Origin of the sequence: Buttiauxella izardii (assembly GCF_003601925.1) — a bacterium.
Classification (GTDB): domain Bacteria; phylum Pseudomonadota; class Gammaproteobacteria; order Enterobacterales; family Enterobacteriaceae; genus Buttiauxella; species Buttiauxella izardii.
The window spans coordinates 350496-365844 of sequence record NZ_QZWH01000006.1 but is presented as its reverse complement, the minus strand read 5'-3'; the positions used below and the strand labels follow the sequence as shown (position 1 = coordinate 365844).

Sequence of the window (15349 nt, the reverse complement as noted above, 5' to 3'; positions counted from 1 at the left end):
TTTTGTAGGGCGGATAAGCGCTAGTGTCATCCGCCATTTGCACCAGTTTTGTCGGATGACGCTGCGCTTATCTGACCTACGATAACTTCGGCAACGCACTCCCACACGATTTACAGAAACGTGCCTCGCTGTCGTGATTGCCTTTATGGCACCTCCTCGGACACGAACGCGCATTGCGCTGTTTCTGGAGTTCATTGGTCATATGCGCGGTGATAATCCCGGTCGGGATCGCAATCACCGAGTAACCAATCAAAATCAGTATCGACGCCACCATGCGCCCTGCTCCGGTATGCGGCGTGATATCGCCATAACCCACTGTTGTGACCGTGACCACCGCCCAATACACCGATGTGCCGAGCGTAGTGAAACCATTGGGTGGCCCTTCTATGCCGTACATCAAGCCGCCTGCGACCACCATAACAATCACAATAAACGCATAAAACAGGATCAGTTGATGCCGTGCGTTAGTAATGGCCTGCCACAGCGTATTGAGCGTGGGCATATAACGTAAGAGTTTGAGGATTCTGAGTACGCGTATCGCACGCATCGCCCGCCAGGCAAAGACATAATTGACGCCAATTTCTGGCCACAGCCACAAGACATATAACGGCAAAATAGTGGCGAGATCGATAATTCCCCAGAAGCTAAAAACATATTTGCGCGGATTCGGCCAACACAAAACCCGGAAAATATATTCCAGCGTAAAGAGCAGCGTGAATCCTATTTCCAGATAAACGAAGAGTTTCCATTCGTCATAGGTCAGATGATATTGCGTGCCAAGCCCTGATTCGACAAATACTGCAAGCACACTGAGTAAGGCGAGCAAGCCACAAAATGCTTCGAAGCGTCGGCCTGATTTTGTTCTTTGATCAAAGAGAAGATGGTACATCTGCTTACGCGCGGTAGTTATCAGCGTGGTACTAATCAGCACGGTAACCTCACAAACAAAAAGGGCTGGCATCATGCCAGCCCTGCGAGATTATAACGGGTCTACCTTAAGACAGGAAACGGCATGCTTAAAGCTGCCCTCCAGAACCGGCCGAGTGACCGCGCATTCTGGCCCGGCAATTGGGCAACGTGTACGGAATACGCAGCCTGACGGCGGGTTAATCGGCGATGGCAACTCCCCTTCAAGAAGTTGTATCGTTTTATTTCTTTCCAGATCCGGGTCAGGAATTGGCACCGCCGACATCAATGCTTTGGTGTAAGGATGCAGCGGATTGTGATAAACCTCGTCGTAAGTCCCCAATTCCACCGCATGGCCCAGATACATCACCAGAACACGGTCGGAAATGTGTTTTACCACGGCTAAATCGTGCGCGATGAAGATCAGGGAAAGCCCCATTTCACGTTGCAGTTTTTGCAGCAGGTTAACAACTTGCGCCTGAATGGACACGTCCAGCGCCGAAACCGGTTCGTCACAGATAATCAGTTTTGGCTCGAGGATCAACGCACGAGCAATCCCGATACGCTGGCACTGGCCGCCTGAGAATTCGTGCGGATAACGGTTGATGAGGTTTGGCAGCAAGCCGACTTTCATCATCATCGCTTTTACGCGGTCACGCACTTCCTGACGCGGCATTTTCGGGTGATACGTACGCAGTGGCTCAGCAATAATATCGCCGATGTTCATGCGCGGGTTCAGTGAAGCCAGCGGGTCCTGGAAAATCATCTGGATATCGCTGCGCACATCGCGCCACTCTTGCGGGTTCATCCCCAGCAAATCTTTACCCAACCAGGCCACACGGCCTTCGGTGGCTTTAACCAGGCCGATAATGGCGCGGGCAAAAGTCGATTTTCCGCAGCCAGATTCCCCTACCACGCCCAGCGTTTCGCCTTCGTACAAACGCAGCGTCACACCATCAACAGCTTTCAGGGTTTTGGACGGTTGCCAGAACCACTGTTTGCCATCTTTGATATCAAAGTGCACTTTCAGATCGGCGATTTCTAAGAGAACTTTTTTCTCTTCAGTCACTGCGTTCATACTAATTCCTCCACCGGCTTAAAGCAGGCGCGCAGGCGGCCTTCACCAAAATGCTCCAGTGGCGGAGCCGTTTTACAGATTTCCATTGCGTGCGGGCAACGTGGCTGGAACGGACAACCCTTCGGCAAACGCAGCAGGTTTGGCGGGTTACCAGGAATGGTCAGCAAGGATTCGCCTTCGGCATCCAGACGCGGAACCGCATTGAGCAGGCCAATAGAATATGGGTGCACCGGGTTGTAGAACACATCCCGCGCCTGGCCGTATTCCATGGTGCGCCCGGCGTACATCACCAGCACTTTGTCGCAGATCCCGGCAACCACGCCGAGATCGTGAGTGATCATGATAATCGCCGTGTTAAATTCGCGTTTCAGCTCGTTTAACAGCGTCATGATTTGCGCCTGAACGGTGACGTCCAGTGCAGTGGTTGGTTCATCGGCAATCAGCAGTTTCGGACGGCATAACAACGCCATCGCAATCATCACGCGCTGGCGCATCCCGCCAGAAAACTCATGCGGGAACATGCGCATGCGCTTACGCGCTTCCGGCATTTTCACCGCGTCGAGCATACGAACGGATTCTTCAAACGCTTCGGCTTTGCCCAATTTTTTGTGCAGCATCAGCACTTCCATCAACTGCTCGCCGACACGCATGTACGGGTTCAGTGACGTCATTGGGTCCTGGAAGATCATCGAAATCTGTTCTGCACGCAGGCGGTTAAGCTGGCTTTCAGGCAGGTTCAGGATCTCTTTGCCGTTGAATTTTGCTGAGCCGCCGATACGGCCATTCGCCGCCAGCAAGCCCATCAGGGCGAAAGCAGTTTGCGATTTACCGGAACCAGATTCGCCTACGATACCCAGCGTTTCACCGGCTTTCAGGCTGAAGTTCAGATCGTTTACCGCAGTAACATCACCGTCTGGCGTACCGAAGGTGACGCGCAAATCTTTTACGTCTAATAACGCAGAAGTCGCGTTCAGTGGAGTCACCACCGCAGGATTTTCAATTGTGCTCATAGCGGTACTCCTTAACGATCTTTCGGGTCGAGGGCATCACGCAAACCATCGCCGATAAAGTTGAAACAGAACAAGGTAATGACGAGGAAGCCTGCCGGGAACATCAACAGCCACGGTGAAACTTCCATCGAGTTTGCGCCATCACTCAGCAATGCGCCCCAGCTACTTAACGGCTCTTGTGTACCAAGACCAAGGAAGCTCAGGAAGGATTCGAACAGAATCATGCTTGGCACCAGTAGCGAAGCGTAAACCACAACAACGCCCAGCACGTTTGGCACGATGTGACGAACGACGATATTCGCCGTAGAAACCCCACCGACTTGAGCCGCTTCGATGAACTCTTTACGTTTCAGGCTGAGGGTCTGGCCACGAACGATACGCGCCATATCCAGCCAGGAAACCATCCCGATTGCCACGAAGATCAGCAGGATGTTTTGCCCAAAGAAGGTCACCAGCAAAATCACGAAGAACATGAACGGGAAGGAGTTGAGGATTTCCAGCAGACGCATCATCACGGAGTCGGTTTTGCCGCCCAGATAACCCGCCATAGAACCGTATAACGTCCCGACGACAACGGCGACCAGGGCCGCTGCAACGCCTACCATCAATGAAATACGACCACCGATAGCGACACGAACTAACAGGTCACGTCCCGAGGAGTCCGTCCCAAAATAGTGACCAGAGGTCATATCCGGTGCGGCGGACATCATTCCCCAGTCGGTATCAAAATAACTAAACTGTGACAGCATCGGTGCGAAGGTCACGAACAGCGCGATAAATGCCAGCACAATCAGACTCGCCACCGCGGCACGGTTATGCATAAAACGGCGACGGGCATCTTGCCAAAGGCTACGGCCTTCTACTTCAAGTTTTTCACTGAAGTTTTCCAGCGCCTCGCTGTTTTTCTTACTACTCAACATCATGGCGTACTCCAGCGTCAGTAACGGATTTTCGGATCGATAACGGCATACAGCACATCAACAATCGCGTTAAAGAGAATAGTCAGCGCACCGACCAGAATGGTCAGGCTCAGAACCAATGAATAGTCACGGTTCAACGCTCCGTTGACGAACAACTGGCCGATACCCGGTAAGCCGTAAATGGTTTCGATAACCATTGAACCTGTAATGATACCGACGAAAGCTGGGCCTAAGTAAGACAGAACAGGTAACAGTGCAGGTTTCAACGCGTGGCGCAAAATAATGCGGCGCATCGGCAACCCTTTCGCACGTGCGGTACGGATAAAGTTAGAGTGCAGAACTTCAATCATCGAGCCACGAGTGATACGCGCGATACTGGCGATATAAGCCAAAGACAACGCGACCATCGGCAGGATCATGTATTGAATGGCGCCTCCGTTCCACCCGCCTCCGGGTAGCCACTTGAGCGTTATCGCGAATATCAGAACCAGTAACGGGGCAACCACGAAACTGGGGATAACGACCCCGGTCATGGCGATTCCCATTACGGCGTAATCCCATTTGGTATTTTGATTCAGTGCGGCTATCACCCCTGCAAATACGCCTAAAACGACGGCAAAGATAAATGCGGCTGCGCCTAATTTGGCGGAGACAGGGAAGCTTGAGGCAACCAGATCGTTTACTGAATAATCTTTATATTTAAATGACGGGCCAAAATCACCGTGCGCCAGTTGTTTCAGGTAGCTGAAATACTGCGTGGTGATCGGATCGTTTAAATGATATTTGGCTTCAATGTTCGCCATAACTTCCGGCGGCAGTGCGCGTTCGCTGGTGAATGGGCTACCAGGCGCAAGGCGCATCATGAAGAATGAAATTGTTATTAGAATAAAAAGTGTCGGAATTGCTTCCAGACAACGACGTAGAATAAATTTCAACATTGCCCGTACCTTCTGGCGTGTGCCTTTAAGTAGTGATGAATAAGACACGATGGGGCAAATTTGCTAACCCACAAATTTGCCCCACGAATTGCCATTAATGTTTAATGATATACATATCTTTGGTGTAGATATTATCCATCGGGTCTTTGCCGGTATAACCGCCAACCCATGGTTTCACCAGACGGGCGTTCACGTAGTAATACACCGGAACGATGGCAGAATCTTTGCCCAATTGCTGTTCCGCTTTATCGTATGCAGCAGCACGTTGTGCATCATCAGTCGCTTTCAGCGATTCCGCCATGATAGCGTCAAAGGCCGGGCTCTTATAATGCGCAGTGTTCATGGAGCTGCCAGACAACATGGTGTTCAGGAAGGAAGTCGGTTCGTTGTAATCCGCACACCAGCCAGCACGCGCAACGTTGTAGTTACCCTGGTGACGCGTATCGAGGAAGGTTTTCCATTCCTGGTTTACCAGCTTCACATTCACACCGAGGTTTTTCTGCCAGATAGAAGCGGCAGCGATAGCCAGTTTCTTATGCAGATCGGAAGTGTTGTACAGCAAGTCGAAGGTCAGCGGCTTGTCTTTGGTGTAACCCGCTTCAGCCAGCAATTTCTTAGCTTCTTCGTTACGTTTTTCCTGAGTCCATGAGAACCACTCAGGTTTAGTCAGTTTCGCACCATCAGCATAAGGAGGCGTGTAACCATAAGCAGGCAAGTCGCCCTGTGCCTTCACTTTATTGACGATGATGTCACGATCCAGGCCCAGTTTCAGAGCGGTACGAACGCGTACATCATTGAATGGCGCTTTCTGGTTGTTGATTTCGTAGTAGTAAGTACACAGATAGGGATCAACGTGAACTTCAGCTGGGATTTCTTTTTTCAGCTTCTGGAACAACTCGATTGGCAAGTTGTTATAGGTCATGTCAATTTCGCCGCTGCGGTAGCGGTTAACATCCGTCACTTCCGAAGAAATTGGCAGATAGGTAATTTGTGAAATAACGGTTTTCGCGTTATCCCAATAATTAGTATTACGCTCCATGACGATGCGTTCGTTAACAACCCAATCTTTCAGTTTATAAGCACCGTTGCTCACGATGTTAGCTGGTTGGGTCCACTTCTCACCAAACTTCTCAATGGCGGTTTTATTCACCGGGGACATCGCCGGGTTAACCAGAAGTTTGTAGAAGTAAGGAACAGGCTCGCTCAGCGTGACTTCCAGAGTGTGGTCGTCAATGGCTTTAACGCCCAATTCACTTGGTTTCATTTTGCCGTCGATGATGGCATCAACGTTTACGATATGGCCGTATTGCGGGTAGCTTGCGTATGGAGAAGCGGTGTTAGGATCAACCAGACGCTGCCAGCTATATACAAAATCTTGTGCTGTGACAGGTTCGCCATTAGACCATTTCGCATCTTTACGCAGATGGAAGGTCCAGACTTTAAAATCTTTATTATCCCAGGACTCTGCAACACCCGGAATTGGGTGGCCGTCTTTCGGAGAAGTGATCAGTAAACCTTCAAACAGATCACGGCTGACGTTTGACTCAGGAACACCTTCAATTTTGTTTGGGTCCAGAGACTGTGGTTCAGCACCGTTATTGCGAATCAACGTTTGCTTTTCTGACAGTTGAACACCTGCAGGAACTTCGGCCGCCATGGCCACATTGCCTACGATTAGCGCGGATAAAATACTTGCTGCTACCAGACTTTTTTTTTGTGATGATGGACATTGTGTTGATACTCCACTCATTATAATTACCGACCCGAAAGCCAGCCTCTTCCCCTCTTGGGGGTTCCTTAACAGCGCAAGAGCGTATGCAACTGCCAGGTTGTTCTTCTGTGTTACTTGCTATCACCGACTTTATTTGGGGGACGCTCTTATTGGCGCCCTGCTCCGTCGATTCTTAATCAACCTACCCTGTTCTCAGGTTGATATTGATGAGTCATCTGTAATTGAAACAATTTTCAGATAATTGTGTTGCCCGGAAAGTATCAAAAGCGCCTGATGCTCGCCAATACAATTTGCAAATTTGTTAACCATTTCTCCTTTATCTTTCCAGTATCAGATTTGTATCGGTATTGCGCCGGTACAAATCTTCTCGTTAACTGATTAAAAATAAAAGAAATAGTGACAAGAGATTAGGCTACGACTTTCCAGTTTCATCACACCACATGGCAATTCACAAAAACTTAACAATCGGTCACTTTTTAGCACATTCGTCTACAAGAGAGCATGATTTACTAATATCATCTCAATAAAGCGTCAGCAAGTATCATTGTGTAGTGTGAGTGAAATAACGGTGTGATTGTGAGTTTTATGTACAGCGAAAGAAAATGCAGGCAGCTAATGCCTCGTTTCCAAAGCATTTTCTTATGAGTGATTTGATTTAAATACCGTGCGGAAATGTGATTAACACATGAACGTGGTGGGAAGTTAACAAGAAAAAAGCAGAATGGTTATTCTGCTTTTTCATATGTCAGATTCAGCAGATCTAGCTTAGCAGGCCTGGGAAGATGCTTTTCATCCCGGTGACGATAAATTCAATCCCCAGAGCCATCAATAACAGTCCCATAATACGGGTGATGACGTTAATACCCGTTTGCCCAAGCAGTCTGACCAACCAGGGTGCCAGACGGAACACCAGCCAGCAACAGAACGCAAACAACGCAATTGCTATCGTAAAACCGATTAAATAGTTCCAGCTATGGTAGCGAGTTCCCCAAACAATGGTGGAACTGATGGCCCCCGGCCCTGCCATTAATGGTAATGCCAGAGGAACCACGCCGACGCTTTCACGAATAGCGCTTTCTGACTTTTCTTGTTTGTTCTGTTTATCTTCCCCGAGCTTGCCGCTAATCATCGACATCGCGATAGTCACGACCAGAATGCCGCCAGCAATACGGAAGGAATCTATTGATATCCCGAATAATTGCAGAATGCCGTCACCGAGGAACAACGATGTCCATAAAATGATAGCAACTGAAAGATTGGCGGTAAGGTTGGTTTTATTCCTCGCTACAGCGGTTTGGTAGCTGGTCATGCTAATAAAGACAGGAATGATCCCCACCGGGTTTACCAGCGCGAACAAGCCAATAAAGAACTTAAAATAGGTCGGCAAATCAAACAAGGATTGAGCCACTAAAAACTCCGCAAATGAACGTAGCAAAGGCCGGCGTAATGTAATGGAAAACCGGTGTTGGCGCTACGCCCATTCGCAGCATAGATAACTACTTTTATGAACAAATGCGATATTAATCAATATTGTTACCCACTTGTTGAAAATATGGTAGTTTGTTTTGTCTATGCTGTGACTAAAATTTTAAAGATTTATCAGTAACCTGAATCTGTCATGCTGAATGGAGTCAGCCTTAGGATAATGTGATTTACATCACAAAAAACCTACTCAGAAGTGAGTACTCTTGGATACATCTGAAGAGCGTATGATTCAGACCATGAATAGGTTTTTTCGATAAGGCTCTTTTAGTAAATCAGCAAGGCGTTTTGGGAAGTTTTTGGATAGTCGTGGCTCGTGTTTTACGCAAGCTGTTGCCCGCTGACTATACTGTCGTCTCGAGCAGCTCATTTACTAAAAGAGTTTAACATTATCAGGAGAGCATTATGGCTGTAACTAATGTCGCGGAACTTAACGCACTTGTAGAGCGCGTCAAGAAAGCCCAGCGTGAATATGCCAACTTTACTCAAGAGCAAGTAGATAAAATCTTCCGCGCCGCCGCTCTGGCAGCTGCCGATGCTCGAATCCCTCTCGCGAAACTGGCCGTTGCCGAATCTGGCATGGGTATCGTTGAAGATAAAGTGATCAAAAACCACTTTGCTTCAGAGTATATCTACAACGCCTATAAAGATGAAAAGACCTGTGGTGTTCTGTCTGAAGACCAGACTTTCGGGACTATCACTATCGCTGAGCCAATCGGTATCATCTGCGGTATCGTGCCAACGACTAACCCAACTTCAACGGCTATCTTTAAGTCTCTGATCAGCCTGAAGACTCGTAACGCGATCATCTTCTCTCCACACCCACGTGCAAAAGACGCGACCAATAAAGCAGCAGACATCGTTCTGCAAGCTGCGATCGCTGCGGGTGCACCTAAAGATCTGATCGGTTGGATTGACCAGCCATCTGTCGAACTGTCTAACGCTTTGATGCACCACCCAGATATCAACATGATTCTGGCAACCGGTGGTCCAGGCATGGTTAAAGCAGCATACAGCTCCGGTAAACCAGCAATCGGCGTTGGCGCAGGTAACACTCCAGTTGTTGTTGACGAAACTGCCGACATCAAACGTGTTGTTGCTTCTATCCTGATGTCTAAAACCTTCGATAACGGCGTAATTTGTGCTTCCGAGCAATCAGTTATCGTTGTTGACTCTGCATATGATGCAGTGCGCGAGCGTTTTGCATCCCACGGCGGCTACATGCTGCAGGGTCAAGAGCTGAAAGCTGTTCAGAACATCATTCTGAAAAACGGCGCGCTGAACGCAGCTATCGTGGGTCAGCCAGCAACTAAAATTGCTGAACTGGCAGGCTTCACCGTACCGGCTGACACCAAGATTCTGATTGGTGAAGTTAGCGTTGTTGACGAATCTGAGCCATTTGCTCACGAAAAACTGTCTCCAACTCTGGCTATGTACCGTGCTAAGAGCTTCGAAGATGCCGTTGTTAAGGCTGAAAAACTGGTTGAGATGGGCGGCATCGGCCACACCTCTTGCCTGTACACAGACCAGGACAACCAGCCAGAGCGCGTTAAGCACTTCGGCGACAAAATGAAAACTGCACGTATCCTGATCAACACCCCTGCTTCACAGGGTGGTATCGGTGACCTGTACAACTTCAAACTCGCGCCTTCCCTGACTCTGGGTTGTGGTTCATGGGGTGGTAACTCCATCTCTGAAAACGTGGGTCCTAAGCACCTGATCAACAAGAAAACCGTTGCTAAGCGAGCTGAGAACATGTTGTGGCATAAACTTCCGAAATCTATCTACTTCCGCCGTGGCTCACTGCCAATCGCGCTGGACGAAGTGATTACTGATGGTCACAAACGTGCGATGATCGTTACCGACCGTTTCCTGTTCAACAACGGCTATGCAGACCAGATCACTTCTGTTCTGAAAGCAGCTGGCGTTGAAACTGAAGTCTTCTTCGAAGTAGAAGCTGATCCAACTCTGACCGTAGTTCGTAAAGGTGCAGAACTGGCTAACTCCTTCAAACCAGACGTGATTATCGCGCTGGGTGGCGGCTCTCCAATGGATGCTGCTAAAATCATGTGGGTTATGTACGAGCACCCAGAAACTCACTTCGAAGAACTGGCACTGCGCTTCATGGACATCCGTAAGCGTATCTACAAGTTCCCGAAAATGGGCGTAAAAGCGAAAATGATCGCGGTTACTACCACTTCAGGTACTGGTTCAGAAGTGACTCCGTTTGCTGTTGTAACTGATGATGCGACTGGTCAGAAATACCCACTGGCTGACTATGCTCTGACTCCAGATATGGCGATTGTTGATGCCAACCTGGTGATGGATATGCCTAAGTCCCTGTGTGCATTCGGTGGTCTGGATGCCGTGACCCACGCACTGGAAGCTTACGTTTCTGTACTGGCGAGCGAATTCTCTGACGGTCAGGCTCTGCAAGCGCTGAAACTGCTGAAAGAAAACCTGCCAGCATCTTACAACGAAGGCTCTAAAAACCCAGTTGCTCGTGAGCGTGTACACAACGCTGCGACCATCGCGGGTATCGCGTTTGCGAACGCCTTCCTGGGTGTGTGTCACTCAATGGCTCACAAACTGGGTTCACAGTTCCACATTCCTCACGGTCTGGCGAACGCCCTGTTGATTTCTAACGTTATCCGTTATAACGCGAACGACAACCCAACTAAACAGACTGCATTCAGCCAGTATGACCGCCCACAAGCGCGTCGTCGTTATGCTGAAATCGCAGACCATCTGGGTCTGAGCGCACCGGGCGACCGTACTGCTGCTAAGATCGAGAAACTGCTGGCATGGTTGGATAGCATCAAGGCTGAACTGGGTATTCCTAAGTCCATCCGCGAAGCAGGCGTTCAGGAAGCTGACTTCCTGGCTCACGTTGATAAACTGTCTGAAGATGCGTTCGATGACCAGTGTACCGGTGCTAACCCACGTTACCCACTGATCTCTGAACTGAAACAAATTCTGATGGATACCTTCTACGGTCGTGAATTCTCCGAAGAAGGCAACGAAGCAGCGCCAGCTAAAGCAGCAGCTCCTGCCGCTAAAGCTGACAAGAAAGCGAAGAAAACCGCTTAATTGTAAAGCCTAATAAAAAACCCGCTTCGGCGGGTTTTTTTATGTCTGAATTTTGAAATCGCTACACGCCACATTTTACAGTGTTGAAGGGAAAAGCCTGGCTCTCCCCCTCCTTTGGATTTTTATACGCTCTGAATGCCTTCTAGCGTGCCTTTTTGCAGCGCTTCTTTGTAATGCTTCCTGCACACCGACACATAACGCTCATTACCACCAATAACCACCTGCGCCCCTTGATTATATGGGCGGCCTTCCTGATCAAGACGCAATACCATGCTCGCTTTACGACCACAGAAACAGATCGTCTTTAATTCAACCAGCTTATCTGACCACGCTAATAAATATTGGCTCCCGCCGAATAATTCGCCCTGGAAGTCGGTACGCAATCCATAACATAGAACAGGAATATCCAGTTCATCGACAACATCCGATAACGCCAGAACTTGATCTCGTGTCAAAAATTGGCACTCATCAACCAGAACACAATGCACGGCATCACGATTATGCTCATCGCGGATATCATCGAATAATTGAGTTGATTCATTGTAAAGCTTGGCAGGAGATGACAAACCTATGCGTGAACTCACTTTTCCGGAGCCAAATCGATTGTCAATTTCTGCGGTATACACCAAGGTGCGCATTCCGCGCTCTTGATAGTTGTATGAGGATTGCAGTAATGCAGTGGATTTCCCCGCATTCATTGCGGAATAGTAAAAGTAGAGTTGTGCCATTGGTCAGCTAGCCTGAGTAAAATGTAAATATTATTAACACGGATTATATCATAAGCCGTCAGAGAGTTGCGTTACCTGAACGAGGTAAGAAAAATTCCTGCATGATTCATATGATATATAAATCTCTTAGCGAAATGGTTAAGCGAATCCGTTGTTTGATGGTCATCACGAAGCACTTAACTTGCGGAGTTTTAAGAGTTTTCAATGCTATTCAGATGTAACCACTGAATCACTAATAATAATGATCTATTAAGAATATCCCTTGTGTCAGGCAATAATACCAAAGGTTGATATTTCACCATTAATGCTCTCAAGTCTCAATTTACTGCTCTAACAACCCCTGAGACTATCAGGGTTGTTGAAGAAAAATTGAGTTATCCACGTTTTCTTAGTCCACATGTAAGTCGAAATTTAAGTTAATACGCTTTTATAAATCGACAAAATATTATGGAATTTTAGATTCCTTACATTATCCCCTATTGCAGAAGTTAATTTAAGCCTCTATTATTAGCCCAACAAGCCAACCATCAATATAAGATTGAGATTACTAAAATGAGCGAAGCACTTAAAATTCTGAACAACATCCGTACTCTTCGTGCACAAGCTAGAGAATGTACTCTGGAAACGCTGGAAGAAATGCTGGAAAAATTAGAAGTTGTTGTTAACGAACGTCGTGAAGAAGATAATGCTGCTGCAGCAGAAATTGAAGAACGCACTCGTAAACTGCAACAATACCGTGAAATGCTGATCGCTGACGGCATTGACCCGAATGAATTGCTGAATAGCATGGCTGCTGTTAAATCTGCAGGCAAAGCAAAACGCGCTGCGCGCCCTGCTAAATATCACTACATCGATGAGAACGGCGAAAACAAAACCTGGACTGGTCAGGGCCGTACTCCAGCAGTAATCAAAAAAGCAATGGAAGAACAAGGCAAGAAACTGGAAGACTTCCTGATTGCCTAATTTTTGCTTTTAGTGCTGCTTATTAAATCCCGCTTCGGCGGGATTTTTGTTTTTAGGGTTTTGCCACATAGAAAAAAAGGAAGCTCAGCTTCCTTTTTCATTTCACGATTCGAGCATTCTGTGTTTCAGCTAACTTTATAGAATGCTTTGTACCAGTCTACGAAGCTCTGTACGCCTTTCTGGACCGAGGTCTGTGGCTTGAAGCCAATGACGTCATATAACGCCTGTGTATCAGCGCTGGTTTCCAGTACGTCACCTGGTTGCATGGGTAACATATTCTTCTGGGCCACTTTGCCTAAAGAGGTTTCCAGCGCTGTAATATAATCCATCAAAGTAACAGGGTTACTATTACCGATGTTATAAACCCGGTAAGGCGCAGAGCTCGTCGCTGGGGTGCCTTGTTCTACTGTCCATTCAGAATCTGCCTGTGGAATAACATCCTGTAAACGGACAATAGCTTCGGCAATATCATCAATATAAGTAAAATCACGGCGCATCTGACCATGATTATAAACATCGATACTCTTCCCTTCGACAATCGCACGGGTGAATTTAAATAGCGCCATATCCGGGCGACCCCAAGGGCCATAAACGGTGAAGAATCGCAATCCTGTCGTCGGCAATCCATATAAGTGCGAGTAGGTATGGGACATCAACTCGTTCGCTTTTTTGGTTGCCGCATATAAAGAAATTGGATGATCAACGCTGTCATCAGTTGAGAACGGGAGTTTGCGATTCAGGCCATATACTGAGCTGGATGACGCATATAACAAATGCCCTACTTTATTATGACGGCATCCTTCCAGAACATTTAAATGCCCGGTCAGGTTTGAGTCCGCATAAGCATGAGGGTTATCGATGGAATAACGTACACCAGCCTGCGCCGCAAGATGAATCACACGATCGAATTTCTCTGTGGCAAATAATTCCGCCATAGCGACGCGATCGGCGAGGTCAATTTTTTCGAAGCGGAACAAAGAATGAGGAGTGAGGAGATCGAGACGAGCTTGCTTGAGATTGACGTCATAATAGTCATTCAGGTTATCAATACCGATAACCTGGTGACCGGCGTTAAGCAAACGTTCGCTGACATGGAATCCAATAAAGCCTGCTGCGCCGGTAACCAAAAATTTCATACTAACCTCGTTTATTACGCAATATTAATGGACGCTCCGCGGCCAATTGCATAATAAACAAAGCCGCGCTTGCTGAGCCTTTCAGGATCATACAGGTTACGGCCATCAAAGATAACTGGTTGCTTCAACGATTTCTTAATGGAATCGAAATCGGGTGCACGGAAACTTTGCCACTCGGTACAAATAACCAAAGCATCAGCATCTTGTAACGCCGCTTCTTTGGTTCCCATGAGTTTCAAGTCTGAACGATGTCCGTAAATGCGCTGGGTTTCATCCATTGCTTCCGGGTCGTACGCCTGCACCTGAGCACCGCGTTCCCACAGCGCTTCCATCAGGACGCGGCTTGAGGCTTCACGCATATCGTCGGTATTGGGTTTGAAAGAAAGCCCCCACAGCGCGAAGGTTTTGCCTTTCAAGTCTTCACCAAAGTGACGAGAAATAAACTCAGGGAGTTTTAACTTCTGGTCGTGGTTTACCTCTTCTACCGCTTGCAGAATACGTGGCGTATAGCCAATCTGCTGAGCCGTGCGGATTAGCGCCTGCACATCTTTCGGGAAGCAAGAACCACCGTAGCCGCAGCCAGGATAAATAAAGCTGTAGCCAATACGAGAGTCTGAACCAATACCCATACGCACTTTCTCGATATCTGCACCCAGGCGTTCCGCCAGGTTTGAGATCTCGTTCATAAAGCTGATTTTGGTCGCCAACATGCAGTTAGCGGCATATTTGGTCAGCTCGGCGCTACGGATATCCATCAGAATCATACGATCGTGGTTGCGGTTAAACGGCTCATAGAGCTCACGCAGCAAATCCACAACATCGTCGTTATCAGTACCGATAACGATACGCTCAGGACGCATGCAGTCAGAAACCGCAGCACCTTCTTTCAGGAATTCAGGGTTAGAAACCACATCAAACGGAATTTCAACGCCACGTTCTTTCAGCGTTTCTTCCATGACTGAGCGTACTCTGTCTGCGGTTCCGACCGGAACGGTAGATTTATCAAGCACCACTTTGTGGGAAGTCATATGCTGCGCGATAGTGCGCGCAACAGCAGTCACATATTTCAGGTCAGCGGAACCATCTTCATCAGGCGGCGTGCCTACTGCAATAAATTGCATCTCACCATGATGAACGCCCATTTCAGCATCGGTGCTGAATTGTAAGCGCCCTTCTTCATAGTTTTTTTTCACCAGCGGCGTTAAGCCCGGCTCAAAAATAGGAATCACACCGTTTTTCAGATTTTCGACTTTCTTTGCATCGACGTCTATGCACATCACATCGTGTCCGACTTCCGCGAGCACGGCAGCCTGAACGAGTCCTACATAGCCGATACCAAATACAGTAACTTTCATCTTTCTATCCT

At 48.0% G+C, this 15349-nt stretch carries 11 protein-coding genes and 1 pseudogene; 2 read left to right on the top strand and 10 right to left on the bottom strand.

Annotated elements, in window-relative coordinates:
* Window positions 1-76: 76 nt before the first annotated feature.
* From D6029_RS04875 to D6029_RS04845, 7 genes and pseudogenes are all read right to left on the bottom strand, one after another.
* Window positions 77-961, bottom strand: a complete 885-nt coding sequence (locus D6029_RS04875; protein WP_418230243.1) for an ion transporter — start codon at window positions 959-961, stop codon at window positions 77-79.
* A gap of 18 nt (window positions 962-979) precedes the next feature.
* Entirely contained in the window at window positions 980-1984 is a 1005-nt protein-coding gene (gene oppF / locus D6029_RS04870) for a murein tripeptide/oligopeptide ABC transporter ATP binding protein OppF (RefSeq protein WP_120063675.1), read from the bottom strand.
* Entirely contained in the window at window positions 1981-2994 is a 1014-nt protein-coding gene (gene oppD, locus D6029_RS04865) for an ABC transporter ATP-binding protein (protein ID WP_120063674.1), read from the bottom strand. The genes oppF and oppD overlap by 4 nt, the downstream gene beginning before the upstream one ends.
* Window positions 2995-3005: 11 nt before the next feature.
* Window positions 3006-3914 (bottom strand): oligopeptide ABC transporter permease OppC, encoded by a 909-nt coding sequence (gene oppC, locus D6029_RS04860; RefSeq protein ID WP_120063761.1) that lies wholly within the window; start codon window positions 3912-3914, stop codon window positions 3006-3008.
* A gap of 17 nt (window positions 3915-3931) precedes the next feature.
* Window positions 3932-4852 (bottom strand): oligopeptide ABC transporter permease OppB, encoded by a 921-nt coding sequence (oppB, locus tag D6029_RS04855; RefSeq protein ID WP_120063673.1) that lies wholly within the window; start codon window positions 4850-4852, stop codon window positions 3932-3934.
* Between the two features lie 94 nt (window positions 4853-4946).
* A pseudogene (oppA, locus tag D6029_RS04850) lies at window positions 4947-6582 on the bottom strand (oligopeptide ABC transporter substrate-binding protein OppA).
* Window positions 6583-7344: 762 nt separating this feature from the next.
* The gene (locus D6029_RS04845; RefSeq protein WP_120063671.1) at window positions 7345-7992 is read right to left on the bottom strand and encodes a YchE family NAAT transporter; all 648 of its coding nucleotides are present in this window, start codon (window positions 7990-7992) and stop codon (window positions 7345-7347) included.
* 479 nt (window positions 7993-8471) lie between these two features.
* On the opposite strand from D6029_RS04845, the gene adhE reads away from it, so the two are divergent.
* On the top strand, window positions 8472-11156 hold the full coding sequence (gene adhE / locus D6029_RS04840; RefSeq protein WP_120063670.1) for a bifunctional acetaldehyde-CoA/alcohol dehydrogenase: 2685 nt from the start codon (window positions 8472-8474) through the stop codon (window positions 11154-11156).
* A gap of 122 nt (window positions 11157-11278) precedes the next feature.
* Here the strand turns inward: adhE and tdk are convergent, their stop codons facing one another.
* Window positions 11279-11884 (bottom strand): thymidine kinase, encoded by a 606-nt coding sequence (gene tdk / locus D6029_RS04835; protein ID WP_120063669.1) that lies wholly within the window; start codon window positions 11882-11884, stop codon window positions 11279-11281.
* Between the two features lie 552 nt (window positions 11885-12436).
* Between tdk and hns the strand changes: the two genes are divergently transcribed.
* Window positions 12437-12847: a histone-like nucleoid-structuring protein H-NS gene (gene hns / locus D6029_RS04830; RefSeq protein WP_120063668.1), complete on the top strand. Its 411-nt coding sequence runs from the start codon at window positions 12437-12439 to the stop codon at window positions 12845-12847.
* A gap of 125 nt (window positions 12848-12972) precedes the next feature.
* Here the strand turns inward: hns and D6029_RS04825 are convergent, their stop codons facing one another.
* Together D6029_RS04825 and D6029_RS04820 are read right to left on the bottom strand one after the other, a co-directional pair.
* Entirely contained in the window at window positions 12973-13983 is a 1011-nt protein-coding gene (locus D6029_RS04825) for an NAD-dependent epimerase (RefSeq protein ID WP_120063667.1), read from the bottom strand.
* A gap of 14 nt (window positions 13984-13997) precedes the next feature.
* Window positions 13998-15338, bottom strand: coding sequence for a UDP-glucose dehydrogenase family protein (locus D6029_RS04820; protein ID WP_120063666.1), 1341 nt, complete (start codon window positions 15336-15338; stop codon window positions 13998-14000).
* Window positions 15339-15349 lie beyond the last annotated feature (11 nt).

Coding starts and splice junctions, on each gene's coding strand:
- D6029_RS04875 (WP_418230243.1), bottom strand. CDS start 961: ATGCCAGCCCTTTTTGTTTGTGAGGTTACCGTGCTGATTAGTACCACG.
- oppF (WP_120063675.1), bottom strand. CDS start 1,984: ATGAACGCAGTGACTGAAGAGAAAAAAGTTCTCTTAGAAATCGCCGAT.
- oppD (WP_120063674.1), bottom strand. CDS start 2,994: ATGAGCACAATTGAAAATCCTGCGGTGGTGACTCCACTGAACGCGACT.
- oppC (WP_120063761.1), bottom strand. CDS start 3,914: ATGTTGAGTAGTAAGAAAAACAGCGAGGCGCTGGAAAACTTCAGTGAA.
- oppB (WP_120063673.1), bottom strand. CDS start 4,852: ATGTTGAAATTTATTCTACGTCGTTGTCTGGAAGCAATTCCGACACTT.
- adhE (WP_120063670.1), top strand. CDS start 8,472: ATGGCTGTAACTAATGTCGCGGAACTTAACGCACTTGTAGAGCGCGTC.
- tdk (WP_120063669.1), bottom strand. CDS start 11,884: ATGGCACAACTCTACTTTTACTATTCCGCAATGAATGCGGGGAAATCC.
- hns (WP_120063668.1), top strand. CDS start 12,437: ATGAGCGAAGCACTTAAAATTCTGAACAACATCCGTACTCTTCGTGCA.
- D6029_RS04825 (WP_120063667.1), bottom strand. CDS start 13,983: ATGAAATTTTTGGTTACCGGCGCAGCAGGCTTTATTGGATTCCATGTC.
- D6029_RS04820 (WP_120063666.1), bottom strand. CDS start 15,338: ATGAAAGTTACTGTATTTGGTATCGGCTATGTAGGACTCGTTCAGGCT.